Consider the following 24,096-nt stretch of genomic DNA (forward strand, 5'->3'; position numbering starts at 1 on the left):
CGGGTCGCAGCCAGCGGTTTATACCTGCTGCTGATGGCCAGACGGACAACTCAGTAAATACCCTAAGACCGTTTATTAAGAATTTGTTAACGGCTGAAAATCGTGGCGACCACAACGGCGGTGGCGTAGTCGTGCAGGTGGGAGCGGAGATAGGTCAGGGAACGGGTCAGGTGGTATTCGATGGCTTTTTCGGACACACCAAGCCGCTGGGCAATCTCGCGGATGGAGAGTTGCTCAAAACGGCTCATGACAAATACTTCCCGTGTTTTGTCGGGCAGGTGTTGTAACGCCTGATGCAGTGAATCGGTAAGTTGTTCATACTGAACGGCGTCCAGCGTATTGAAGCTTTGATGTTGCGCCGCCTGAATATAATGACTGGCATATTGCTCATTCAGGAGTGCAGTCCGGACATGGTCAATGATGCTGTTTTTCAGGGAGGTGGTCAGATAAGCACAAAGGTTACTGACAAGCAGCGTATTCCGCTTTTGCCATAGCTTCAGAAAGACCTCCTGCGTCAGATCGGCGGCAAGTGCCTCGTCGCGGAGTTTGCGTTTGGCAATGAGAAAAAAATGGTACCAGTATCGTTCATACAACACCCGGAAAGCCTGATCGTCGTCCTGACGAAGCCGGGCTATCAGTTCGCTATCAAGTATTTGCTGATCGGCCATAACGATACAAAGTTGGTATTGTCAGCGCACGCGGCAAGTGAACGAAAGTTATCTTTTTGTAAATAAAAGAGATATTGTGTAGAAGAAAATTAACGATAAATACTACTTATTTCAACATCTTCACCATCACCCGCGCACTCGACGGGCAAATGCCACTAAACTGCTGTGTCGCGGCAATGGCCGGTGGTACAACCGTACGTTCGACAGTCGAATAACCCAGTTTACCGAAATAGCCGTCGGCTGTCGTTGTGATCAGGTAGAGCTGTTGAATGCCGTTCAGGCGGGCATGCACGTCAATGGCATCGATCAGGCGCTTGCCAAGCTGCGATTTCCGGTAATCGGGTGCAATGGCCACCGACCGTAATAACCCCACGGAGCCATAGGGCTCCACACCGGCAGAGCCGATTAGTATCGTCTCGTTCGTCATGACAAAAAAATGGTCGAGGCTCTCCGGTAAGTCCTCAACCGGCAGGTCAACGGCCTGCAAAAACTGGCAGAGTGAAGCCCGGTCCGAAAACCGGGCAGATCGTAGCATATACATTTGGTTCTGGCGTCAGGCAATCTTTTCGTTTACAAAATTCTGCGCGTAAGCCCGGATCATGTCCCGTACTTCGCGAAAGGTATTCATCACCGCTTCGGGCGTGCCGCTTGCTTTGGCCGGGTCCGGAAAATTATGGTGGAACCGCTCCGCCGTTGCCGGAAACCACGGACAACGCTCTTTGGCATGATCACAAACCGTAATCACATAATCGAACGGAATGTGCTGGTATTCATCAACATGATTGGATGTATGGCCGGAAATATCAATACCGGCTTCGGCCATAACGGTAATGGCTTTGGGGTTTACGCCGTGCGTTTCAACCCCTGCGCTGTAAACCTCAGCCCGCTCACCGGCCAGTTGCTGCAAAAAGCCATGCATCAGCTGGCTGCGGCAGGAATTTCCTGTACAAAGAACCAGAATTCGTTTCAAGGTCATGCGAATTAACAGCAGCCGCTACCTGGTGTACAACAAGCTTCAGCGGGCGCGTTACCCGGTTTTTCGGCATAAACAGTAACGCTCTGGATACCAGTGCCGGAGTTCCGGAATGCTGCGATCTCCTCCACCGAAAGATAATGCTGAAGGATGTCATCCGGCAAGTCAATCGCCTTTTCTTTTTGCAGGGAAACGGCCGTAAAACCGGCTTCGCCGATCAGGCGCAGGTAATCCGTTTTCTGAATAGCTCCCGAGACACAACCGGCATACATTTCGGCGGCCTGTTGCAGATTGGCCGGCAGATCGCCGAGCAGGACAATATCCGAAATACTGAAATGGCCGCCTGGTTTCAGCACGCGGAAGATTTCACCGAAGACATTTTTCTTATTCGGTACCAGGTTCAGTACGCAGTTACTGACAATAACATCGGCTACGTTGTCGCTTACCGGCATTCGTTCAATATCGCCCTGACGGAATTCGACGTTGTTAAACCCGCGTGTTTCGGCGTTTGTGCGTGCCCGCTGAATCATGGCTTCGGTGAAGTCAATGCCAATTACTTTGCCGGTCGGGCCGGTTTCGTGGCGGGCAACAAAGCAGTCGTTACCCGCACCGGAGCCCAGGTCAATCACGGTGTCGCCTTGCTTAATCAGGGCAAATTTGGTGGGCAGTCCGCAGCCGAGGGCCAGGTCGGCGTCAGCAACGTAGCCGTCCAGCTGGGTGTAATCGTCGGCCATAATCGGGACATCTGCCGGTGAGCAGCAGCTTACCGGTCCTGATCCGCAGCAGGATGCCGCATTTTGTTCTGCTGACTGGCCGGCAATGGCGGTATACTTTTCCCGCACAATGGCTTTGAGTTGTTCGTCGGTTTGCATTGTTTTAATCGGTTTATTGTAATAATACGATAAATATGGATAAAAAAATTTAACAGCAGGTATTAGGAATAAATGTGTCGAGCACAGACCCGAAGAGTTCCCGGACTTCCTGCCAGACAACTTCGTTGATGCAATAGCACACCCGTGGGGGATTGATTTCGCCCTTGATAATGCCGATGCGTTTCAGCTCTTTCAGATGCTGCGAAACGGTTGCCTGGGCCAGCGGTAGCTCATCGACCAGATCACCGCAGACGCACGCTTTTTTCTGTGCTAGCAATTGTAGAATGGCTACCCGCGCCGGATGCGCAAAGGCCTTGGCCAGTTCCGCGATCCGGTTGTGCTCATCGGTAAAGACTTCTGTTTTGGTGACGCCCATGCTGAATGAAAACGATTAATGATTATGATCGCAATATTACGATAAAAGTAAAATAGGCGTCAATAGTCCTTTCAAAATAAATTCCGTACAATTATCATGAAGCTATACAAAACCCGCCAGGGACTGGTAGTCGAGCACGACGGCCAGTTTCACCGTGCCCCTTCCGATGACTGGGATTATCTGGTCAATCAGGATGATCTGCATTCGTTTCTGTTACAGGCCATTCCGTCGTCAGCGGCGTCGGATGAATATGCGGTCTGGGCTACTGAAGAAGTGCTGGCCCCCATTGGTCAGCAGGAAGTATGGGCCTCGGGGGTAACCTACCTGCGGAGCCGTGACGCCCGGATGGAAGAATCGAAAAAAGCCGGTGGCGGTAATTTCTACGACCGTGTCTACGATGCGGAGCGCCCCGAATTGTTTTTTAAATCGACGGCCTCGCGGGTGGTTGGCCCGAAAGGGCAGGTGCGTATCCGGAAAGATTCGCAGTGGGATGTGCCTGAGCCGGAACTGACGCTGTTTATCACCAGCTCGGGTAAAATTGTGGGGTATACCTGTGGCAATGACATGAGCTCACGGAGTATCGAAGGCGAAAACCCTTTGTATCTGCCACAGGCCAAGACCTATGATGGCAGCGCCGCGTTAGGGCCTTGCCTCTATGTACCGGCCGAACCGATCGCTCCGTCAACCCTCATCCGGCTGGAAATCAGCCGCGCTGGTGAAGTGGCCTTTGAAAATCAGATTGCCATTGATCAGATGAAGCGTAAACATGATGAGCTGGCGGGCTTCCTGTTCCGCGAATGCTCGTTCCCGAACGGCTGTTACCTGATGACCGGCACCGGCATCGTACCGCCCGACAGTTTCACCCTTGCCTCCGGCGACGTGGTCCGGATTTCGATCGAGGGCATCGGAACACTGGAAAATACGGTAGCTTAATTAAATGGATAATGGGTAATGTAGAATGAACAATGTAAAATGGATAATGTACAATGAGCGCTGCGTAGCCATTATTCATTATCCATTTTACATTATTCATTCTTTTTCAAGGAACCAGCAGTACGTAGATCAGGTAGCTGATGAGTGTACCGATGGCGGCGATGAGCAGACCGGCAAGGCGCTTTTTCTTCAGAAATACCATCAGCACAAGACCCGTCAGCGAGACAACCGTCATCAGTATGGCGGAAATATCAATCACCAGTGACCAGGCACCGCCCGTGTCGCGGCCTTTGTGCAGGTCGTTGATCACGGCCACAAAGCCCATCCGCGATTCGGTCAGCTCATACTCGCCCGATTCACGGTCGATAAACGAATCGGCCGTGTAGCCCGGGCCGCGAAATGACAGGGAAATCTCCTGATCATCGATCCGGAAATCGCCGAGAGATCCTTTTATGCCGTGCGCATTCCGTAAAAACTCAACGATTTCGAGCTTGCCGATTTTATTGGTATCCGGCGAACTAACCCATTTAACGTCCAGTTTTCCCTTGTGCTCAACCGTTGTTACATGTTCTCCGAACCACTCGGTATGGTTCAGCGTAAGTCCCGTTACCGCAAAGAACAGCAGAATGGCAAAGCTGATCATCGACAGGTAGATGTGCAGCCAGCGGGCTGCGGAGGCCAGCTGCCGTTTCCAGGCAGGCTGGTGCACGGCCTTCACGCCTTCCTTATGGATTGCCTGTCTTTTTGTGGTAGTCCAGGGACGCGGCTGAAATTTCGACATTACCCTCTAATTTTTCCTGTTTTGCTTTCGCGTTGAAATTCATTTCCTTGCGCATGATCTGATACGTGCCATGCTCACGGGCGACTTCGATCACCACGGTGTATTTGCCCGCTTTCACGAACTGGCCTTTATCGTCTTTGCCGTCCCAGGTGAGGGTATAGGCTCCCGGCGAGCGCGTCGCGCTGGCAATGGAGGCCGGATCAAAGCCTTCTATTTGCCGGGTGTTGTTGTACCAGCTTTTCAGTTCGTGCAGCCAGCGGGGTTTGTTATACCAGAGTGAAATATTCCGGACCGGATTCCGGTCTTCATCTTCTACCCATACGGCCACAAACGGACGGCGGAAGCGCCCTTCAAACTTCGCCAGTTCGAGGTTGATCGCCAGTTCGTAGTCAGGATTCCAGGGTTTGGCGGCGGTGATGCCCAGTACTTTGGCCGACATCAGCCGGTCCGAGGCATCGGCAACCAGGACTGCTGTCGACTCCGGCATGGTTACCGCCAGATCGCTCCATTTAGCGTTGCTCAGCTGCTTGCCGTCTTTTGTCACAAGCAGATAAGCGGCCTCGGGATAGGCTGCGGCCAGCTGTTCGCGCTCACCGGCAGTGGTGATATTGAAGGCAGTCGATAAGGCTCCGGCAACCACCGCATCCGGATGGACCACCGTGGCGCTGATAATTTCCGATGCCGGTTCGCCCGTACGCGGGTCGACAACGTGGGAGTGCCAGGTACCGTCGATCCGGACACCGCGGCGGTAATCCCCGCTCGTGGCCACTGCCTGATTCTGTACCGACAGGCGGGCCATCGGGGCATCATTTTCGGCACTGGCGCGCGGGTTCACCACCGCCACCGGCGCCGGTAAATTGCCGCGGACAATAATGTCGCCACCGGCATTAACGACCAGTGCCTCAATACCGTCAACGGCCAGTGCGGCCTCGCAGGCTTTGTCGATGATATAGCTTTTGGTGAAGGTATTCAGCCGCAGCGGCGCTTCGCTGAGGCGGGTAGCCGATTGGTTGTCAGCGTCGAGCTGCCAGTGGGTCTGATTGGCCAGGTCAACGGCTTCTGCTTTGGCTGCTACTGAGGGTAGTTGCCCGTCAATAGCCCCTTGCTGCCACAACTGACCGATGGTTTCGGCCGATGCGCTCAGGGCACCGTTTGTCTGGTTGTGCCACTGCTCAAATAACTGCAGAACGGAAAAAAGATCATCGGAGACCCGGACCGCTTCGTGCCGGGTTGCTACCCAGCGGCTGAATTCGCTTTGGGCATCATAGCCGCTCAGCACCTTAGTCAGCCGCGTAATTTCCTGAAGGGCTTTTTGCTCGGCCAGCCGGGCGCTGGCTTCCGATCCGGCAATAATTCGTACATCAAGTGACGTGCCCAGTACATGATCGGCATGTGAGATGTACATGCCCGGTGTTGCCGCCTGTGCCATACTGCCAATTGACAATACGGCGCAGCCAGCCAGCACGGGAGTGGTTGGTTTCATGATAGTTTCAGGTTTTTATACTTCTAACAGCTTGTTAGGCCCGGTTATTGGCTGAAACTTGCGGCAGATCCCCGATTTTTTACAAAATTATCAGGCGATTACGCGGATGCTGTCGCGGACGACGGCTACTTTTTCGCGGAGCCGGTCTATGTCGGCATCCATAACCGTTACGTGCCCCATCTTCCGGAAGGGCTTTGTGATGGCCTTGCCGTAGAAAAACGGAAAAACCCCCGACATGCCGAGTAGTGTCTCCAGTCCTTCATATTTGGCGGGGCCGGTAAAACCGTCTTCGCCCAGCAGGTTCAGCATGGCTGAGGGCTGGTAGAAATCCGTATCACCGAGTGGCAGGTTCAGAATGGCCCGCCAATGCTGCTCAAACTGTGACGTAACGTTGGCCCGGATCGTATGGTGACCGCTGTTGTGGGGGCGGGGAGCTACTTCGTTAATCAGCACCTGCCCGTCTTTATCGAGGAAAAGCTCAACGGCCAGCAACCCGACAATACCGAATGCTTCGGCGGTCTGGCGGGCGATCTGCTGGGCCTGTTCGTTCACTTCCGCCGTAATTTCTGCTGGCGCAAAGAGGTATTCAACAAGGTTCAGCTCCGGATGGAAGACCATCTCAACGGTCGGGAATGTCTGCATGGCGCCATCGGCATTACGGGCCACAATCACTGCCAGTTCCTTCTCAAAATCAACGGCTTTTTCGAGTACGCCCGGCGCGTCAAAGGCTTTGTCGAGGTCGGCGGCTGAGGCGATGCGCTGCACCCCGCGTCCGTCGTAGCCATCACGGCCGAGTTTATGGAACGCCGGCAGAAAATCAGTATACCGGGCAACATCAGCGCGGTTGTCGGTCAGGATAAAATCGGCGGTTGGCAGGCCGTGCTGGCGGTAAAATGCTTTCTGGAGCCGTTTGTCCTGAATGGTCCGGATGACAGCCGGTTGCGGATACACCTTTTTGCCTTCGCGTTCGAGGGCTTCCAGGGCCTCAACGTTTACTTTTTCAATTTCAATGGTCAATACATCGACCGACTGACCGAAGCGGTATACGGTGTCGTAATCGAGCAGCGAACCGGTCTCAAATTGGGTAGCAAGGTGGCGGCAGGGGGCTTCCGGATCAGGGTCGAGGATATGAACGCGTAGGTTCCAGTCGATAGACGCTTGCAGGAGCATGAGGCCGAGCTGGCCGCCGCCTAAGATGCCGATTGTTGGAGTCACTGGCTTAATGAAAATTGATATGTACCGCAAAAATACGCAGGACAAGCCGCTTTATTGTTATGGCGCAGAAGAGGCGGGCAAAAAAGGAATACTGGTTGTAAAAATAGATTTACCACATAGCCACATCAGAAAACACAGATTTTTATTCTTTGTGTTCTGATGTGACTATGTGGTAAAATAAGGACTAGTGCTGTAATACTCAGTGAGAATTTTGTGGTCTAGCGCAGGTGAGCGCGTAGAAACCAAGCCATTTTTTCGTGCTCTTCCATCAGGCCTGTAACGAAATCGCTGGTGCCGAGATCGCCGTAGTCGTTGGCAAAGGTATTAGCCAGTCCGCGCAGGTTCATGATGATGCTTTCGTGATCGGTCAGCAGTTCGGTAATAAAGCCCTTGCTGCTGTTTTCGCTGCGGATTTCTTCCGTCAGGTGCGTCATTTTCAGAAAGTTGCTCAGTGAGGCCGGAGCATAGTGCCCGAGCGCACGGATACGCTCGGCAATGTCATCAATGAACGTATCCAGCTGTTCATACTGGCTTTCGAAAAACTTGTGTTTGTCGTAAAAATCAGGCCCTTCAACGTTCCAGTGGGCATGACGGGTCTTGGTATAAAGTACGTACTCGTCGGCCAGAAGTTTAGCCAGTGCATGAGCAACTTCCTGACGGTTGCTGTCGTTGATGCCAATATTAACTTTCATGATATAGTGAATTGAGTATTTTTTTGGTAAAGATCATGGTAAACGAGGGTATGAAAGCCCGCGCCTGTTACTGAGGCCAACGGTTTTTTGGGGAAAGGTGTTCGATTTCGTACACTTTTGTTCGGAACCGAACATATTAAATGCCTTTTATTTGAGTTATATTATTGATAATCAGTGTATTGGCTTGCTGGTATGAAATTTGTCATGTAGCTTACAACCTTTACAGCCCGTTAAGCATCAGATATATGCACGTTCCAGCTCCCGTCATGACCGAGTCGCTTTTTGGTACCACTATTTACAAAACAGTGCTTTCCGTTCGGAATTACGCAGTTACCCTGTTGCAGGGACTGTCGCAGCCGGCTGCCCTGACACATGAGCTGCCCGTGACGAATTGCTTAACGGAGGTCGATCTTATTGTGCTGTCCGGTCAGCTACAGGATGTGCTGGACCGCGAAATGCTGTATCTGAACCCTGAGCTTACACCGGCGTGTTTGGCGGTCCATGCCCGGATGTCGGTTTGTCAGCTTTCTGAAGTGCTGAGGCGTGGTCTTATGAAATCCTTTGACCGGCTTATGGCCGAATACCGGATCGAAGCAATGAAGGTTTTGCTGAAGAATCCGAAAATGGCGGAGATGAACCTGTTCCTGCTGGCGCATGAGTGTGGTTTTTCAAGCCGGAAAGCCTTTAAAAAAGCGTTTTTTGAGTACACCGGCCAGACAGTTGACGACTATAAAGAAAGCCTCGCCGGTTCGGGCAAGGCTCTCATGGTATAAAAACAGCGGTACGTCTTTTATTTCTTCTCAATCCCTTCCAGGACCCGCCGGATCACGTTGGCCCGCTGCATATATTCCAGCGAACCGGTAATATCCTGATTGTCGATAATAGCTTTATACTGCTGCAGAAAATCAATGTAGTCGCCCAGCGCTTTGGATACGTTTTGCCGGTTCTGGTCGAAGATCGGGGCCCACATCTGGGGCGAACTCTTCGCCAGACGAACCGTAGAACCAAAACCCGTACTGGCCATCTCAAAGATCGTGTTTTCGTCTTTTTCCTTTTCCAGTACCGTTAGCCCCAGCGCAAAGGCACTGACGTGGCTCAGGTGCGATACGTAGGCCAGGTGCAGGTCGTGTTCTTTCGGGGTCATGTAAAAAATCTTCATGCCGATGTCGCGGAACAACGCTTCGACCAGCTTAAGGCTGTCGGGAGCGCTTTTTTCGCGGTCGCAGATGATCAGGTTTTTGCCTGGCAGCAGGTCGCGGAATGCCGCACCCGGTCCCGAATTTTCGGTCCCGGCCATCGGGTGAGCAGCCACGTACTGCGCCCGCTTCGGGTGCTGGTCGGCCGCTTCGCAGATCAGCTCTTTGGTCGAACCCAGATCGGTTAGTGTGGCGCCTTCCGGCAGCAAATCAAGCAGCTTAGGCAGCATGTCGGTGATGATGTTCACCGGCGTCGCCAGCAACACCAGCGTTGACTTGGCGACGGCTTCTTCCAGCGGCAGGCATTCATCAACGATGCCTTTGGCAATGGCCAGCTGGCCATGTACCGGCGACGTATCGACGCCGATAAAGTGCATTTTCGGGTATTTTTCGCGGACGGCCAGGGCAAATGAGCCGCCCAGCAGGCCGATACCTATAATCGAAACGTTCATGCTTTCAGACGGTTAACAGCTTCCCAGATGCGTTCTTTCGGCATGCAGAGCGAAATGCGGATGTACCGCCCGCCTTTCGGCCCGAAAATAAAGCCGGGTGCAATAAAAATGTGTTTCTGATACAACAGCTCATCCACCAGCTTCTCGGCTGATGCAACTGATTCCGGCAGTTTAGCCCAGATAAACATGCCTTCCTGATCGGTGGTATAGGTACAGTTGAGGGCATCCAGAAACGCATGGACAGCTTCCAGCCGGCCGGCATATACCGCATTCCGTTCGGCGTGCCATTCGTCGGAGTTGCCGAGGGCTACGGCGGCGGCGTCCATCATTGGTTTAAACATGCCCGAATCGACGTTGCTCTTGATGGTCAGCACCGCATCAATGTACGGTTTCGCGGCCGCTAACCAGCCGATCCGCCAGCCCGCCATGTTAAACGACTTACTCATGGAGTTAAGCTCAATCGTTACGTCCCGCGCCCCGTCCACAGACAGCATACTGATTGGCGCTTTCTGGTTCAGCACCAGGCTATACGGGTTGTCGTGGCAAAGCAATACCTTGTGGTCGTGGGCAAAGCGGACAAACCGTTCGAACAGTTCCCGCGAGGCAGGAGCGCCCGTCGGCATGTGCGGGTAGTTGAGCCAGATGATTTTTGTTTTGTCCGAAACGCGTTCCGCCAGCAGGTCCCAGTCCGGTTGCCAGCCGCGTTGTTCGTCCAGCGGGTATTCGTTTACAACAGCACCAACCATGCGGCTCACGGCGCGGTAGGCGGGATAGCCCAGTTCGGGTACCAGCACTTCATCGCCGTCGTTGAGAAACGTCATGGAAATGTGCGTAATCCCTTCTTTGGAGCCGATCAGGGGCAGGATTTCCGTTTCCGTCTCCAGGTTAACGCCATACGTATGTGCATAAAAACGGGCAATGGCCTGCCGTAAAGCGGGCGTTCCTTTATACGATTGATAGCCATGTGAGTCCGGACGATAGGCCGCATCGGCCAGCGTCTGAAGGGTTTGCACTGACGGCATCATGTCAGGATTTCCAATGCCGATATTAATCACATCGTGGCCGGCGGCCAGGAGTTTGCGGACTTCGGCCAGTTTGACCGAGAAGTAGTATTCCTGCGTTTGTCCTGCGCGATGGGCAAGAGGGATAATCATGAAAACGAATGAATCAAATTAAGCAAATTACACGTAAAATTTCCGCGTTGATGACGTATAACGAATTGGCAAAAGTACCACTTTTGTTGTTTCTTGCACGGATTAGTACCCATAATCATTCCGTTCAACAAACATCTCCTATTAGCTCAATCCATTATGACCCCGGCCTCTACCGACGAAAAGACCGATTTTAAACGCTCACTGGGTCTGCTCGACTCAACCCTGATTGTCTCCGGCTCCATGATTGGGTCCGGTATTTTTATTGTCTCGGCCGATATGGCGCGTAACCTTGGCGCGTCCGGGTGGCTGCTGCTGCTGTGGGTCTTAACCGGTATCATTACCGTTACGGCGGCTCTCAGCTACGGTGAGCTGGCGGGGATGATGCCCAAGGCCGGCGGGCAGTACGTATACATCCAGCGGGCGTTCGGGCCTTTGTGGGGCTTTGTCTATGGCTGGACCGTGTTTATGGTTATTCAGACCGGGACGATTGCGGCGGTTGCGGTAGCCTTTGCGCGGTATACGGCGGTCTTTATTCCGGCCTTTAACCCGCAGAATGTGCTTTTCACCCTTGGTACCATTAAGGTGTCGCTGGGTCAGTTGTTTGCCATCAGTAGCCTTGTCTTGCTGACCTGGATCAACAGCCGGGGGATTCAAAGTGGGAAAATCATTCAGAACGTGTTTACCTCCGCCAAACTGGTTGCGCTCTTCGGGATTATCCTGCTGGGCATCGGCGTAGGGTTGGGCAAGGATACCCTGAGTGCTAACTTACAGAACGCCTGGGAAGCCACCACGACATCGGCCGACGGGTCGGTAATGCCGCTGGCTGGTATGGCGCTGGTGCTGGCGTTCGGTACGTCGATGGTCGGGTCGCTGTTCTCGGCAGATGCCTGGAATAACGTGACGTTCATTGCCGGTGAAATTAAGAATCCGCGTAAAAATATCCCGCTGGCCCTGTTTTTCGGTACCCTGATGGTCACGGTGATTTATACCCTGGCCAACGTATCCTACCTGTCGATTCTGCCGCTGAAAGGTTCGCCGGTCGCTACGGATGTTATCGGCCGCGGAATTCAGTTTGCGGAGTTCGACCGTGTTGCTACGGCGGCTGCCCAGACTATTTTCGGGAATGTGGCCGTAGGGATCATGGCCGCCCTGATCATGGTCTCTACCTTTGGCTGTAACAATGGATTGATTCTGGCAGGCGCGCGGTTGTATTATGCCATGGCGCAGGATGGTCTGTTTCTGAAGCAGGCCTCGCACCTGAACCGGAACGCCGTGCCTGGCCGCGCTTTGTGGCTGCAATGCCTCTGGGCCTCGCTGCTTTGTCTGTCGGGCACTTACGGAGATCTGCTGGATTACTGCACCTTTGCCTCCCTGGTCTTTTATATTGTGACGATCACGGGGATATTTGTGCTGCGCCGGAAAGAACCAAATGCCGAGCGCCCCTACAAAGCCGTTGGGTATCCACTGGTGCCGGCTTTGTATGTTGTCGCTGGTTTAACGATTTGCGGCATTCTGTTATGGACCAAAACATTTAATACCGGTATGGGACTGTTAATAGCCGGATTAGGAATTCCGGTATACTTCTGGACTAAACGTAGTAATGCGTAAAAATAAAAATAACCCCGTGATGTGACTGGCACGGGGTTTGCGACTCTAAATAATACAATAGTACAAGTTACGGTGGGTAAAAAAAGAGCTGGCACATTGACCAGCTTATTTTTTTGCCCTTTTTTGTCGGTAGTGGGTTAATTTATGTACCATAAATCATTGTTTATCAATGGTTTATGGAATAGGTCTAAATAAGAAAAGCCGTCTCCAAGAGACGGCTTTCTGTATATGGTTACGATGGATAAAAATCAAATACGGCAGATAAAAAAAGTCGGATTGGGGATTTTTTTCCCCACATTGTAGAATTATGTGTACAAATCTACACAACTAATAGGAATTATAATAGCCTGTGTTACTATTTTTCAAAAAAAAATAGTAATTATTTGTTATTGTGCTGTAAATCAATGCCTTGTCGAATGGGCCGGTTAAATAATGATAGGATCTTCCGGGCCCGAAAGACGAAAATAGTGTCAATAAAAGTTTAAAATGTGCATACATAATTAAAAGGTACCAGACAACATATGTGTACCGTATTCACTGTGTACTTCTTTCCACACTTTACGCTAATCCTGTACTACACAGGTGATTTCAACACTTTCTCTTAACCATGTGCATCTGTTTTGGTTTCGGTTTAAGAGCTACTCAATGATTTATGAAACGCAGAAGCAGATACATTACCAGTTATAAGCTGATCGCTTTACTTTTAATTACCGGTACCTTCTGGTTACAAGCCTGTAATGGAACCGGACCAGCCGCGGGTTTATTCCGCAGTACCTCCCCACATGTACAGTATGAACAGTCGCTCAAATCTGCTAAGCTCGACCAGACTGCTCTTGGTACCGACTGGCTTGATGTGGCACAACGGGCGCTTCGTGATTCATTACAGATTTCAATACCTTACCGCGAATCGGGTTATTTTGCTGCCGGCCGGCCCTTTGCGGTCGGGTACCGCGTAAACGCACAGCGGGGCGATAAACTCGTTATCCGCGTTGATATACAGGGACAGAAAGAAGGGCAGGTGTTTATTGATGTGTTCGAGCTCGACGACCGCGCGCCGGCTAACCGGCCGAATCTGGTTGCTTCCTCGAAAGCCGATACCAATCAGCTTGAATGGGATGTACGCCGGACCAGAACGTACCTGATCCGGGTTCAGCCGGAGCTGCTGCGCAGTGGCCGGTATACAATCGCCGTCAGCCGTGAGCCGATGCTTGGTTTTCCGGTGCAGGGGCGTACAAGCCGGCAGATCAGCAGCTTTTTCGGGGCCGCACGGGACGGGGGGCAGCGCCGGCACGAAGGGGTCGATATTTTTGCGCCGCGCGGGACACCGGCCCTGGCCTGCACCGACGGCGTAATTTCGCGGGTTGGTGTCAACGAGCTGGGCGGTAATATCGTATTTCTGTCAGACGATTCCCGCAGTCAGCGCTTATATTACGCGCATCTTGATCGCTGGAATGTTACCGACGGACAGCGGGTATCGGCGGGTGATACCGTCGGATTTGTCGGTAATACCGGAAATGCCCGTACTACGGGGCCGCACCTGCATTTCGGTATCTACCTGAACGGAGAAGGCGCCGTTGATCCGCTGCCGTTTATCCGGCTGGGGTCCGGTCCGGCGCGGCAACCGTTACTGGCTGCCAGCCGCCTGGGCGATTCGGTCAGGGTAGCGGCTAGTCAGGCGTTGCTGCGGAGTGCACCGGACGGCGATAGCCCGATTGTCCGCAGGCTGCCCGGATCAGCGGCGCTGACCATTCTCGGCGGTACCGCCGACTGGCTCCGCGTAGAACTGCCGGACGGTATCAGCGGCTATCTGACCAATAGTAGTGTTGTACCGGTGAGCCGCAGTATACGGCAGCTGACCCTGAACAAACCGACAAATCTGATAGAGGCGGCCGTGCCTTCTGCGGCGGTGATTGAGACCCTGCCGGCCGGAGCACTGGTTGAGTTGCTGGGTGTTTTCAACGGATACCAGCTTATCCGGCAGCGGAACCGGTTGGTTGGCTGGATACGCCTCTGACTAGCCTACATCGACAACGGCAACGGTGAGGTTATCGTGGCGGCTTCCCTGCGCAAAACCAATGTGATTGATGTATTCCGTAAGATCATCCGCCAGACGGGCCGGAATCTTCGGCTGGGTGAGCTGTGCCAGTAGCTCAGACTCCGGCATAATGCCGGATACACCGTCGGTACACAGGACAAAGCGGTCGCCGGATTGCCAGGTTGATTCATGTAAATCAATATCCACCGCTGCTTCAACACCCAACGCCCGTAGTATTATATTTGATTCGGGGGAGAGCCTTGCCTCTTCTTCGGTCATCTGCCCCATCAGTACCCGTTCAAAGACCGCTGAGTGATCGAATGTCCGGAATAGAATCTGTTGGTTGCGGAGGTGGTAAATCCGGCTGTCGCCTACGTGGGCCATATATACCAGGTCCTTGTTAATCAGCAATACCGTGGCCGTTGTACCCATGCCATGTAGGTGGGTTTTTAACCGGCTAATTTGAAAAATAGCCTCATTTGCAGCTTCGATAGCAGCGATAATAGCGAGGCGTGGGGTGGGGTGAGGACTGGTTTTTAGGTGACGGATAATCAGGTTCACGGCGGTCTCAGCGGCTCGTTTACCTCCGGCAGCACCACCCATGCCATCGCATACGGTAACTACAAAGCCATAAGGCGTCATGCCGGAACCATAACTGTCCTGATTTTCCCGACGGCCGCCGATATTGGTTTGTGCCGCAAACTGGTAGCTGAACATGGTCAGATTAGCAAATGAATCCATTTGGATTCAGGGTCTAAAATACAACTGTCAGCCGAAAAACAAATGATTCTGCTCATTTATCAGCAGAAAGCTTATCCGATTTCGGTGCGATGCTCCACCCATCGGAAGTATCGCGGGCGGGTTGTTTGGGGACGGGGAATAATAACTGTTCCTGTAAATGTTGCAGACTGTCCTGCTTGCGGGACAGCTCAAACTGGAGGCTTTTCACTTCGTCCTGGTAGCGTTGTTCGCGTAAATAACTAATCCACAGCAACCCCGCCAGCCCCAGCAACAGCAAAACCAATGCTGCAAGGAGCGAGTATATGAAGGGGCGTTTAGTTGATACTGCCATGAATTGTTATTGATAATCAGCTTCAAAAAAACGAAACCTGAGACGAAATAAAAACCCCGGCTCGCCAGAGTCGGGGTTTTTATCAATTTTCCGGCTTAAAAGTTAGCGAGCAGCTCCGTAGTCCTGCCCTGCGCTTTCAGGGAAATTTTTCATGATACTGGCTACGGTTTCCCGGAAAGCCGTATCGCGTTCGCGTTCTTTTTTGGTATTCAGCTGGCCTTTTGCCCAGCCCTGCCAGATGATATCATTGGTACGTGCATCATACACATTAATCACGACACGGTTCTCTTCGTAGTTGCGGGTATATACCTGGTTATTCGGCATCCCCCAACCCCAACCCCAATACGGGCTCATGGTATTGTTGGACTGCACCTGCTGCCGGTCCCGCGAATCAGTAAAGAACCGGACAACCAGATCCGCTTCACCATCCTGCACCGGCTTGTAACCGCGCCCCTTCAGTGACTGGTCGAGTGCGTCGGCAATCCGGCGCTGGTTCAGGTTACTGCCTACAATCGGATCGGCATTACGTTGGCGGTCGGCTTCGATGCGATAGGTCGTGAACTGACGTACATTAACCTTCGAATCGTAATCGTATTGCACGGTGATGGCTGGAGAACAAGCCGCCATCATGCCCGCAAGGAATAAACTGGAAATTATGGCTTTGACTTTCATTTTATCGGATCGCAGAAGCGACAGTATCTAGTGGTTAAATCAATCAATTAACGCTTAAACCCCAACTCATCGTATAAGCTATATAAATAACCTTTGCGGGGTGGGTTTGGTTCCTCAAAAATACGGCATCAACAGGGTGAATCCAATGGATTAATGTATTTTTAATAATCTGTAAATCAGTGTATTGTGAATAATTTTTATTCGATTCTTCAGAGGCTGTATCTTTGCAGGATACCAAGTGACAAGTTATGGCCAAAAAGCCCAAATTTTACGTTGTCTGGCGGGGCCGGCAAAATGGCGTATATGATAGCTGGGACGACTGCAAACAGCAGGTAGAAGGATTCGACGGGGCGCTGTATAAATCTTTTGACTCGAAAGCCCTGGCGCAGAAAGCCTTTTCCGATAAGCCGCACGTGCATATCGGTAACCCGAAAGGGGCTGCTACGGCCCCCAAATCATCAGCCCTGATCGGTAAGCCTGTCGAAGATAGTATGGTTGTCGATGCGGCCTGGAATACGGCATCGGGCGACATGGAATATCAGGGCATTTATCTGGCGACCAAACAGTATATTTTCCGGATGGGACCTTATGCCGACGGGACCAACAACATCGGCGAGTTTCTGGCCATTGTCCATGCGCTGGCGCTGCTGCACCAGAAAAAAAGCAATATTCCGGTCTATTCTGACTCAAGAACGGCCATCAGCTGGGTCAGGAAAAAGAAGGCAAATACCAAACTTGACCCGACACCCCATAATGCTGTCTTGTTTGAGCTCATCGAACGGGCCGAACGCTGGCTGGCAACCCATGCCTATGCCAATCCGGTGCTGAAATGGGAAACGGATTACTGGGGCGAGAATCCGGCTGATTTCGGGCGGAAATAAATTCGTTACCGGCAACGCGGTAAAAGACAAGCCCTGCCGGTAGTTCCGTTAGCCTGCTCTGCTCTTTCCGGCCCTGCAATGCGATTATGATGTTTCTGTATTAATTTTTTGCAGTTTTTGAACTAAATCAAGCAAAAACGGTAAAAAACAACGACATATTTGGCATTATCGCAGGAAAGGTCTACAACTTGCGTTTGCTTTTTTTGTACTTTTGCGCCCTAATTAACTGAGTGCGCCAATACATGAGCCAGTATACTGTGCCTAAGTCAGTTAGTGGCTCATATAACGGTCACCCAATCATACTTCGCAATGCTCCGTACACATACCTGTGGCGAACTACGCCTTGAACACGTAAATACCGATGTAATTTTGACGGGTTGGGTGCAAACCATCCGTGATAAAGGAGGCGTTCTCTGGATTGACCTCCGCGACCGTTATGGCATTACGCAGCTTATCCTCGACGAGGGTGTGGCCAATACAACCGCGATTCCTTCGGCAGATTTGTTTTCGGTAGCCCGTTCACTAGGACGTGAATATGTGGTAAAAGCTACCGGAACGGTCATCGAGCGTAAATCCAAGAACCCGAATATCCCGACCGGCGAAATTGAAATCCGGCTCGGTAATCTGGAAATTCTGAACGCGGCAAAATTACCGCCGTTCCTGATCGAAGACGAAACCGACGGCGGCGACGACCTGCGGATGAAATACCGTTACCTTGACCTGCGCCGGAACAGCGTTCGTAAAAACCTGGAACTTCGCCACAGAATGGCGCAGCAGACCCGGACATATATGGACGGACAGGGCTTTATTGAGGTAGAAACGCCGGTATTGATCAAATCAACGCCGGAAGGTGCCCGTGACTTTGTGGTGCCCAGCCGCATGAACCCGGGTGAGTTTTATGCCCTGCCGCAATCGCCGCAAACCTTTAAGCAGCTGTTGATGGTGTCGGGTTTTGACCGCTATTATCAGATTGTGAAATGTTTCCGCGATGAAGATTTGCGGGCCGACCGTCAGCCGGAATTTACGCAGATCGACTGCGAAATGTCGTTCATTGAGCAGGAAGATATTCTGAACATGTTCGAAGGGCTGGTACGTCACCTGTTCAAAACGGTAAAAGGCATCGACATGGCCGAAGTGCCCCGCATGACCTATGCCGACGCGATGCGGTTCTACGGCTCCGACAAACCGGATACCCGTTTCGGAATGCGTTTTGTGGAACTGAAAGGTACATTCGACACGGTTGACCTGACATCGGGTAAAAACTTTGCCGTATTCGACAGCGCCGAACTGGTGGTTGGTATCAATGCAAAAGGCTGCGCCGGCTACACCCGGAAACAGGTGGACGAACTGACGGAATGGGTAAAACGTCCGCAGATTGGAGCCAAAGGGTTGATTTATGTCCGCTACAACGAAGATGGCAGCCTGAAATCGTCGGTTGATAAATTCTATTCTGAAGAAGACCTGAAACACTGGGTAGCCCGCTTCAAAAGCGAAGGCGAAAACTTCGAACCTGGTGACCTGATGCTCATTATTTCCGGCGACGCCGGTAAGGCCCGCAAACAGCTGAACGAGCTGCGTCTGGAAATGGGCAGCCGCCTCGGCCTGCGCAAGGCAGATGAGTTCAAGGCACTTTGGGTACTCGACTTCCCGCTGTTGGAGTGGGGCGAAGACGAAGGCCGCTGGTTTGCCATGCACCACCCGTTCACTTCGCCGAAGCCGGAAGATATCGCCCTGATCGATACCGATCCGGGTCAGGTACGGGCCAATGCCTACGATATGGTTATCAACGGTACCGAAGTCGGTGGCGGTTCCATCCGGATTTTCCAGCGCGACCTGCAGGCGCGGATGTTCGACCTGCTGGGCTTCTCGCCGGAAGAGGCAAAAGCACAGTTCGGCTTCCTGATGGATGCCTTTGAATTCGGTGCACCACCGCACGGCGGGATCGCTTTCGGCTTCGACCGGCTATGTTCGATCTTTGGCGGAGCCGATTCGATCCGTGACTTCATTGCCTTCCCGAAAAACAACTCGGGCCGCGATGTGATGATCGATTCGCCGTCAACAATTGCTGACAAGCAGCTGGATGAACTGAAAATCAAGACCGTGGCTTAAGCCGCTACAGCTGTAAAAAAATACAGGACGGCTCACCGGATGGTGGGCCGTTTTTGTTTACTTCGCAGCTAAACGCTACTGAAACCATGACCTTCCGAAACGCTGATAAAACTGATGTTGATGCCATTGCCGGATTACATAGCCGGAGCTGGCAGCAAACCTACCGGGGCATTTTCTCCGACGATTTTCTGGACAACCGTGTGCTGGCCGACCGCCTGGCTGTCTGGACAAGCCGGCTGGTTAATCCGCAGGATAACCAATGGGTGCTGCTGGCCGAAGACGATACCCGACTGTTGGGATTTATCTGTGTATATGGCCAGGATGATCCGGTGTATGGCAGTCTGATCGACAATCTGCATGTGCGTGAAGAAGCGCGCGGGACAGGGCTTGGCAGCGCGTTAATTCAGCGCGCTGCCCGATGGATCCAGGAAACGTACGGAACAAAAAATATGTATCTCTGGGTGTATGCCGATAACCGGCGGGCGCGGGAGGTATACCGGCATCTGGGCGGGCAGGAAGTAGAACAGGTGATGCATGAAAACCTCGACGGTACGGTAAGTCCGGCAATGCGCTGCTATTGGGATGATATAACTTCGCTGCCTGGAAAACCGGCATTTTAAACGGAACTGTGTTAACAGGCGATTTTTAACGCTACATTTGACGGTGGTGTGATGACTTCACATCCGTTAACGTATTTAGTTTATCAGTATGTCAGGAATGAACGAAACCGACATCCGGGATGTCCCGGCGATTATCGCCGCGATTGATGCGCAATCGCAGGCCATAGGCTTTAATCAGAAGTCAGACGATTTATCGGGGGCACTGCTACAGCTACTGGCTGCCTGTAAGCCGGGCGGGCGGTTTCTGGAACTAGGTACGGGAGCTGGCCGGGCAACGGCCTGGCTGCTGCAGGGTATGAGTGCCGGTGCACACCTCATGTCGGTGGAGTCTGATGCGCAGCTGATCGGGATCGCCCGGACATTGTTAGGGCATGACCCACGGCTGACGTTACTGGAAGAGCGGGGAGAAGCGGTGCTTGTCCGTCTCGAGCCGTCGGCATTTGACATGGTTTTTGCCGATACATGGCCGGGAAAATATAACCACCTGGAAGAGGCCCTGCAGTTGGTAAAGCCCGGCGGATTTTATGTAATTGACGATATGCTGCCGCAGCCGAACTGGCCTGAGGGGCACGACCTGAAAGTGCAGCATCTGATTGAAACCCTCGAACAGGATCAGCGGTTCAAGCGGCTGAAAATGAACTGGGCCTCCGGTATCATCATACTGGTCCGGGTCGTATAGCAGAAACAGATAACCAAAAAAGCCCGGCCGACGGCCGGGCTTTTTTGGTCTGAAACTATTGCCCTTTGATGATTTTTACGGTTTTGACCTGCTGCTGATTACGGGCGCGGAGCAGATATAAACCGGCAGGCTTCGTTAACAGCAGGGTAACCGGTTCATCATCCGACGGGGTCCCGATCTGTTCGGTTGCCAGTACCTGCCCCTGCAAATCAATCAGCTCGACGGTTAACGGCAGGCCGGCCGATCCCGAAATGCGGGCCGAGACGGTTGGTTGGGTTGTCGGGTTGTCCAGTATGCGTATGTCCAGCGCGGCTGCGCGGATCGCCTCTCTTGCCGAACCGCAGGCCTGCCGGAAGTTGAACGTACGGCTAACGAAATTGCCGTCCTGCTGGGCATTTAACGTAACGAAGCTGTTATTAGGATCAGCAACGACGGCTGCTTCAATAATTTGAACCGGATTAGTTGTCCAGCCGGTAACGCCAACGGCCATGTACTTAATCGTTGTTCCGGTACCTCCGGTTGTCCGGAAGGTCAGCTGCCGGGTACTACAGTTATACAGCGGCTCGATAAGGGCAAATGCCGACGGAACGGCAGAGACTACCGAGATTACAAACGAGATATTTGCGGATAATCCGTATGGATCATAGGCCGTAATACTCAGGTTATAATTGGCTGCGTACTGAGGAGTCCCGCTGATCACCCGCGTCTGGAAGTTGAAGGAGAGGCCGTAGGGCATACCAATGACCACATAGTATAGTGACTGATCATCAATAAACGCCGGAACGGTATAACTGAATGGCTGACCGACCAGGGCGGTCATATTCGGCACCGTCGGGGCAACCGGAATCTGATTCTGACCATTGTTGATACAATACTGGCGGATGTTGAATTCGGCTGTCACGACCATATTACTCTGACGCGCTCTCATGAGGATAGTATTTGAGTTCGGGTCATTACGGACACCGGCTTCTACTATCTGATTCGGGTTTGTGGTCCATCCGGTTACGCCGATTGCCATATACTCAATGGTGGTTCCGTCGCCACCGGCCGTATTGAATTTAATCGCACCAGTCTGACAATTATAGGTGGGAGCAACCAGGGAAAGCGAGGGTGGTGTATAGGCAAACACACTTAATGTAAAGGTAGCCCGTGCGCTTAATCCGTCTGAGTCTGTCGCAACAATGGTAACAGAAGATACACCTGTTGCAGATGGAACACCACTAATCAACCGTGTATTGAGAGAAAGCCCGCCCGGAAGGCCAAGCGCCTGATAGGAAACCGGTTGTGAATCGGTAAATTCCGGAAACAGGTACGTGAAAAACTGCCCGATTGTACCACTTTGGTTTGTAAGTGTCGGAGCAACAGGACCAGAATTAGGCGTTTTGTCCTTACAATACGTCCGGATATCAAAAGTCCGGCTCAGGTTAGTCGTACCCTGACGGGCAAAGATAGTCAGTGGGGCAAGATTAGGATCATTGACCAGACCGGCATCAAGGGTAAATGTCGTTGCGGTTGTCCAGTTCGTAATACCTACCGACATAAACTGAACCGGTTCAGTGCTACCACCTGTGTACTGAAAAACAAACTGTCGGGTGATGCAATTATACGATGGATCCAGTAAGACTAACGGGCCTTGGGGAACAACGGCTAATGTGAAATCAACACTGGTAGACAGGTTGCCACTATTAGTAGCAGTGATCTTAACCGAAGAAGTACCGACAGTTGTTGGCGTACCTGAAATGACCCGGGTTACGGCATTAAATGACAGTCCTGCCGGTAGTCCGGCGATGGTATACGTCAACGGATTGGTATCGGTAAAAGCAGGAATGGTTTTCGAAAACGGAAAGCCTACCGTAAGCGTCTGACTGCTGATACCGCCGGCCGGCGCGGTCGGGGACGGAATTGAGGCGGCAAACACCTTTGTGAATTTGATTGGATATGGCTGTCCGACATTGACGGTAAAGGTGATTGTGAGTGAAGTAGCTACTCCGGTGGCCACCAGGCTTGCTGTATTGCCGGTGCCTGAGCTTACAGAAACGGAGTTTGATGGTGATATTACCCAGGATACACTACTGCCGTCGCTGACATTCAGGGAGAAGATGCCGGTTCCGGTGAAAGCCGATGGGCCGCTGACCGTAGCTTTAACGCTGTTCGTTGTCTGGGCACCGCTACCGATCGGGTCAAGCCAATCGGACAGACGTGACTCCGTGGCACCTCCGCCAGCCCATGACGTGTAGAACCGCCCATAGTAATCGGCAAGCAGCGAGGAGGGAGCCCCACAGTATGAGGGACCACCGTGGAGTTGCCCGACAATACGCCGGTTGGCATCAAGGAGTGGAGCGCCGGACGAGCCACCCTCAGTCACTCCCAGGCTTCCCCACGACACGGTCAGGTGGTCATTGCCGGAAGAATTCCCGTACCCTGAAATCTGGGTGTCAGCGTTCGAAAAAGATATTTTTTTTACGTCTCCCTGGGGGTGATGGATCGTCAGGGCATTGCTGGCGTTGGCATTGGCCTTATTCCAGCCGAGGTAGGTCGTATTGACGTCGGCCGGAACCTGCTGATAAATTTCCATCAGGGCAAAGTCCGACTGGTTGTAAGCTGCCCGTAAGACGCTTCCGTTCAGGGTAACAACTTCATTGTCTTCCTGTGAAGGATTACAGGTGGGGCTTTGGTAGTTGAACCGGATGAGCCAGTTCTGCGCCTGCCCGATTTCGGCACTATTCAGTACGCCGTCGTTGTATCCTGTCCGTACGCCGTTGACATACGTTCCGATATCGATACAGTGGAAAGCCGTCAGTAAAAACGACCGGAAACTCTGGCGCGTTGTATTGACCATAGAGCCCGTACAAAGACGGGTTGCCTGATCAATCAGAATCATTACCACGCCGTCTGCTTCGTTCTGCAGGTTCGGATAACAGGTTACATTCAGCTCGCAGGACGATGAACTGCCGAATACTTTATCCTGATTTTTGTCAGGAAACAGATTCCGGTAGCCGTGGACAACGCCGGACAGGTGCAGGTCGCTGCTTTCGGTGGCCGACAGGGGCTCCCGTAACTCAATCGTTAACTGCGAACCCGCAATAATATCTGTCCAGTACTGGTTGTTGGCCGGATTCTGAGCACTGGTGATCGGCCCGATTACCATCGTTTGCCCGGGATTATAGATATACAGACTAGCCCCATCAATCAGCCGGAACCGATCGAAGAGCAGATTGAGCGAATAGGCTCCTTCTGAATAAATCTGATAATGATAAAGCCGGTATCCGCCGCTTTCAGAACGCAGACCTTCGCCGGTAATGCTTACATCAGCATCCCGTTTGGTACCAAAGCGGAACGGGACGCCCAGTTTAGCCGCGGCATCGTCTTCGGCCATAAGCTGATCCACAGCAACGGCCGGCAGTACCAGCCTCGGGCTTCCCTGACCGGCTCCTGACTTATCAACGGGAATGCCGGCGGTTGAGCGACGGGTTAATACCTGAGCGTTGAGGCTGGCGGGTAATACCAGCAACGCTGTGATAATCAGTAATAAATAATTGCGTAGTCGATTAATCATGCACCTCAGTCAACAAAAATATCTACGAAAATACGCCTTTTTTTTTAGGCTTTTGTGTTAAATAAGAAA

23 protein-coding genes are annotated in these 24,096 nt (G+C 52.3%); 8 read left to right on the forward strand and 15 right to left on the reverse strand.

Annotated features, from left to right (window positions below; all coding sequences use genetic code 11):
* Positions 1-86: 86 nt before the first annotated feature.
* From AC23NW_RS05665 to AC23NW_RS05685, 5 genes are all read right to left on the reverse strand, one after another.
* Positions 87-668 (reverse strand): RNA polymerase sigma factor, encoded by a 582-nt coding sequence (locus AC23NW_RS05665; RefSeq protein WP_487448247.1) that lies wholly within the window; start codon positions 666-668, stop codon positions 87-89.
* A gap of 106 nt (positions 669-774) precedes the next feature.
* Entirely contained in the window at positions 775-1,203 is a 429-nt protein-coding gene (gene arsN2, locus AC23NW_RS05670) for an arsenic resistance N-acetyltransferase ArsN2 (RefSeq protein ID WP_487448249.1), read from the reverse strand.
* A gap of 18 nt (positions 1,204-1,221) precedes the next feature.
* Complete coding sequence (locus AC23NW_RS05675) at positions 1,222-1,638, reverse strand: arsenate reductase ArsC (RefSeq protein ID WP_487448250.1); 417 nt, start codon at positions 1,636-1,638, stop codon at positions 1,222-1,224.
* A gap of 11 nt (positions 1,639-1,649) precedes the next feature.
* The gene (locus AC23NW_RS05680) at positions 1,650-2,513 is read right to left on the reverse strand and encodes an arsenite methyltransferase (protein ID WP_487448252.1); all 864 of its coding nucleotides are present in this window, start codon (positions 2,511-2,513) and stop codon (positions 1,650-1,652) included.
* A gap of 49 nt (positions 2,514-2,562) precedes the next feature.
* Positions 2,563-2,889, reverse strand: coding sequence for an ArsR/SmtB family transcription factor (locus tag AC23NW_RS05685; RefSeq protein WP_487448253.1), 327 nt, complete (start codon positions 2,887-2,889; stop codon positions 2,563-2,565).
* A 96-nt stretch (positions 2,890-2,985) separates the two neighbouring features.
* Here AC23NW_RS05685 and AC23NW_RS05690 point away from each other — a divergent pair, with 96 nt between their 5' ends.
* Positions 2,986-3,822: a fumarylacetoacetate hydrolase family protein gene (locus AC23NW_RS05690; protein ID WP_487448255.1), complete on the forward strand. Its 837-nt coding sequence runs from the start codon at positions 2,986-2,988 to the stop codon at positions 3,820-3,822.
* Between the two features lie 106 nt (positions 3,823-3,928).
* Here the strand turns inward: AC23NW_RS05690 and AC23NW_RS05695 are convergent, their stop codons facing one another.
* The 4 genes from AC23NW_RS05695 to AC23NW_RS05710 form a co-directional block, all read right to left on the reverse strand.
* Positions 3,929-4,603, reverse strand: coding sequence for a PepSY-associated TM helix domain-containing protein (locus tag AC23NW_RS05695; RefSeq protein WP_487448256.1), 675 nt, complete (start codon positions 4,601-4,603; stop codon positions 3,929-3,931).
* On the reverse strand, positions 4,548-6,086 hold the full coding sequence (locus tag AC23NW_RS05700; RefSeq protein WP_487448258.1) for a DUF2271 domain-containing protein: 1,539 nt from the start codon (positions 6,084-6,086) through the stop codon (positions 4,548-4,550). The genes AC23NW_RS05695 and AC23NW_RS05700 overlap by 56 nt, the downstream gene beginning before the upstream one ends.
* A 90-nt stretch (positions 6,087-6,176) precedes the next feature.
* Positions 6,177-7,301: a 5-(carboxyamino)imidazole ribonucleotide synthase gene (locus AC23NW_RS05705; protein ID WP_293834415.1), complete on the reverse strand. Its 1,125-nt coding sequence runs from the start codon at positions 7,299-7,301 to the stop codon at positions 6,177-6,179.
* Positions 7,302-7,519: 218 nt separating this feature from the next.
* Positions 7,520-7,993, reverse strand: coding sequence for a Dps family protein (locus tag AC23NW_RS05710; RefSeq protein WP_293834414.1), 474 nt, complete (start codon positions 7,991-7,993; stop codon positions 7,520-7,522).
* Positions 7,994-8,238: 245 nt separating this feature from the next.
* Between AC23NW_RS05710 and AC23NW_RS05715 the strand changes: the two genes are divergently transcribed.
* Entirely contained in the window at positions 8,239-8,766 is a 528-nt protein-coding gene (locus AC23NW_RS05715; protein ID WP_487448260.1) for a helix-turn-helix domain-containing protein, read from the forward strand.
* 17 nt (positions 8,767-8,783) lie between these two features.
* Here the strand turns inward: AC23NW_RS05715 and AC23NW_RS05720 are convergent, their stop codons facing one another.
* The gene (locus AC23NW_RS05720) at positions 8,784-9,641 is read right to left on the reverse strand and encodes a prephenate dehydrogenase (protein WP_487448262.1); all 858 of its coding nucleotides are present in this window, start codon (positions 9,639-9,641) and stop codon (positions 8,784-8,786) included.
* Positions 9,638-10,795 carry a pyridoxal phosphate-dependent aminotransferase gene (locus tag AC23NW_RS05725; RefSeq protein WP_487448263.1) on the reverse strand — a complete coding sequence of 386 codons (1,158 nt, stop codon included), beginning with the start codon at positions 10,793-10,795 and terminating at the stop codon, positions 9,638-9,640. The genes AC23NW_RS05720 and AC23NW_RS05725 overlap by 4 nt, the downstream gene beginning before the upstream one ends.
* A 156-nt stretch (positions 10,796-10,951) precedes the next feature.
* Here AC23NW_RS05725 and AC23NW_RS05730 point away from each other — a divergent pair, with 156 nt between their 5' ends.
* Both AC23NW_RS05730 and AC23NW_RS05735 read left to right on the forward strand, forming a co-directional pair.
* On the forward strand, positions 10,952-12,403 hold the full coding sequence (locus AC23NW_RS05730) for an APC family permease (RefSeq protein ID WP_487448265.1): 1,452 nt from the start codon (positions 10,952-10,954) through the stop codon (positions 12,401-12,403).
* Positions 12,404-13,055: 652 nt separating this feature from the next.
* Entirely contained in the window at positions 13,056-14,417 is a 1,362-nt protein-coding gene (locus AC23NW_RS05735) for a peptidoglycan DD-metalloendopeptidase family protein (protein WP_487448267.1), read from the forward strand.
* Here the strand turns inward: AC23NW_RS05735 and AC23NW_RS05740 are convergent, their stop codons facing one another.
* From AC23NW_RS05740 to AC23NW_RS05750, 3 genes are all read right to left on the reverse strand, one after another.
* Positions 14,418-15,179, reverse strand: a complete 762-nt coding sequence (locus AC23NW_RS05740) for a PP2C family protein-serine/threonine phosphatase (RefSeq protein WP_487448268.1) — start codon at positions 15,177-15,179, stop codon at positions 14,418-14,420.
* Positions 15,180-15,231: 52 nt separating this feature from the next.
* The gene (locus AC23NW_RS05745) at positions 15,232-15,510 is read right to left on the reverse strand and encodes a hypothetical protein (protein WP_487448270.1); all 279 of its coding nucleotides are present in this window, start codon (positions 15,508-15,510) and stop codon (positions 15,232-15,234) included.
* Positions 15,511-15,612: 102 nt separating this feature from the next.
* Positions 15,613-16,182, reverse strand: a complete 570-nt coding sequence (locus AC23NW_RS05750) for a DUF4136 domain-containing protein (RefSeq protein ID WP_293834406.1) — start codon at positions 16,180-16,182, stop codon at positions 15,613-15,615.
* A 248-nt stretch (positions 16,183-16,430) separates the two neighbouring features.
* Here AC23NW_RS05750 and AC23NW_RS05755 point away from each other — a divergent pair, with 248 nt between their 5' ends.
* The 4 genes from AC23NW_RS05755 to AC23NW_RS05770 all read left to right on the forward strand — a co-directional run bounded on the left by AC23NW_RS05755 (position 16,431) and on the right by AC23NW_RS05770 (position 20,471).
* Positions 16,431-17,063 (forward strand): ribonuclease H1 domain-containing protein, encoded by a 633-nt coding sequence (locus AC23NW_RS05755; protein ID WP_293834405.1) that lies wholly within the window; start codon positions 16,431-16,433, stop codon positions 17,061-17,063.
* Positions 17,064-17,372: 309 nt separating this feature from the next.
* Positions 17,373-19,172 (forward strand): aspartate--tRNA ligase, encoded by a 1,800-nt coding sequence (aspS, locus tag AC23NW_RS05760; protein WP_487448271.1) that lies wholly within the window; start codon positions 17,373-17,375, stop codon positions 19,170-19,172.
* An 86-nt stretch (positions 19,173-19,258) separates the two neighbouring features.
* The gene (locus AC23NW_RS05765) at positions 19,259-19,792 is read left to right on the forward strand and encodes a GNAT family N-acetyltransferase (RefSeq protein WP_293834403.1); all 534 of its coding nucleotides are present in this window, start codon (positions 19,259-19,261) and stop codon (positions 19,790-19,792) included.
* 97 nt (positions 19,793-19,889) lie between these two features.
* Positions 19,890-20,471, forward strand: a complete 582-nt coding sequence (locus AC23NW_RS05770; protein WP_487448272.1) for an O-methyltransferase — start codon at positions 19,890-19,892, stop codon at positions 20,469-20,471.
* Between the two features lie 55 nt (positions 20,472-20,526).
* Here AC23NW_RS05770 and AC23NW_RS05775 read toward each other — a convergent pair whose 3' ends face one another.
* Positions 20,527-24,027, reverse strand: a complete 3,501-nt coding sequence (locus AC23NW_RS05775; RefSeq protein WP_487448274.1) for a putative Ig domain-containing protein — start codon at positions 24,025-24,027, stop codon at positions 20,527-20,529.
* Positions 24,028-24,096 lie beyond the last annotated feature (69 nt).

The organism is Arsenicibacter sp. R0_47 (assembly GCF_057652235.1).

Excerpts from the sequence above, each read along its gene's own strand:
- AC23NW_RS05665 (WP_487448247.1), bottom strand. The coding sequence starts at position 668 with ATGGCCGATCAGCAAATACTTGATAGCGAACTGATAGCCCGGCTTCGT.
- arsN2 (WP_487448249.1), bottom strand. The coding sequence starts at position 1,203 with ATGCTACGATCTGCCCGGTTTTCGGACCGGGCTTCACTCTGCCAGTTT.
- AC23NW_RS05680 (WP_487448252.1), bottom strand. The coding sequence starts at position 2,513 with ATGCAAACCGACGAACAACTCAAAGCCATTGTGCGGGAAAAGTATACC.
- AC23NW_RS05685 (WP_487448253.1), bottom strand. The coding sequence starts at position 2,889 with ATGGGCGTCACCAAAACAGAAGTCTTTACCGATGAGCACAACCGGATC.
- AC23NW_RS05690 (WP_487448255.1), top strand. The coding sequence starts at position 2,986 with ATGAAGCTATACAAAACCCGCCAGGGACTGGTAGTCGAGCACGACGGC.
- AC23NW_RS05695 (WP_487448256.1), bottom strand. The coding sequence starts at position 4,603 with ATGTCGAAATTTCAGCCGCGTCCCTGGACTACCACAAAAAGACAGGCA.
- AC23NW_RS05700 (WP_487448258.1), bottom strand. The coding sequence starts at position 6,086 with ATGAAACCAACCACTCCCGTGCTGGCTGGCTGCGCCGTATTGTCAATT.
- AC23NW_RS05710 (WP_293834414.1), bottom strand. The coding sequence starts at position 7,993 with ATGAAAGTTAATATTGGCATCAACGACAGCAACCGTCAGGAAGTTGCT.
- AC23NW_RS05715 (WP_487448260.1), top strand. The coding sequence starts at position 8,239 with ATGCACGTTCCAGCTCCCGTCATGACCGAGTCGCTTTTTGGTACCACT.
- AC23NW_RS05720 (WP_487448262.1), bottom strand. The coding sequence starts at position 9,641 with ATGAACGTTTCGATTATAGGTATCGGCCTGCTGGGCGGCTCATTTGCC.
- AC23NW_RS05725 (WP_487448263.1), bottom strand. The coding sequence starts at position 10,795 with ATGATTATCCCTCTTGCCCATCGCGCAGGACAAACGCAGGAATACTAC.
- AC23NW_RS05730 (WP_487448265.1), top strand. The coding sequence starts at position 10,952 with ATGACCCCGGCCTCTACCGACGAAAAGACCGATTTTAAACGCTCACTG.
- AC23NW_RS05735 (WP_487448267.1), top strand. The coding sequence starts at position 13,056 with ATGAAACGCAGAAGCAGATACATTACCAGTTATAAGCTGATCGCTTTA.
- AC23NW_RS05740 (WP_487448268.1), bottom strand. The coding sequence starts at position 15,179 with ATGGATTCATTTGCTAATCTGACCATGTTCAGCTACCAGTTTGCGGCA.
- AC23NW_RS05745 (WP_487448270.1), bottom strand. The coding sequence starts at position 15,510 with ATGGCAGTATCAACTAAACGCCCCTTCATATACTCGCTCCTTGCAGCA.
- AC23NW_RS05750 (WP_293834406.1), bottom strand. The coding sequence starts at position 16,182 with ATGAAAGTCAAAGCCATAATTTCCAGTTTATTCCTTGCGGGCATGATG.
- AC23NW_RS05755 (WP_293834405.1), top strand. The coding sequence starts at position 16,431 with ATGGCCAAAAAGCCCAAATTTTACGTTGTCTGGCGGGGCCGGCAAAAT.
- aspS (WP_487448271.1), top strand. The coding sequence starts at position 17,373 with ATGCTCCGTACACATACCTGTGGCGAACTACGCCTTGAACACGTAAAT.
- AC23NW_RS05765 (WP_293834403.1), top strand. The coding sequence starts at position 19,259 with ATGACCTTCCGAAACGCTGATAAAACTGATGTTGATGCCATTGCCGGA.
- AC23NW_RS05770 (WP_487448272.1), top strand. The coding sequence starts at position 19,890 with ATGAACGAAACCGACATCCGGGATGTCCCGGCGATTATCGCCGCGATT.
- AC23NW_RS05775 (WP_487448274.1), bottom strand. The coding sequence starts at position 24,027 with ATGATTAATCGACTACGCAATTATTTATTACTGATTATCACAGCGTTG.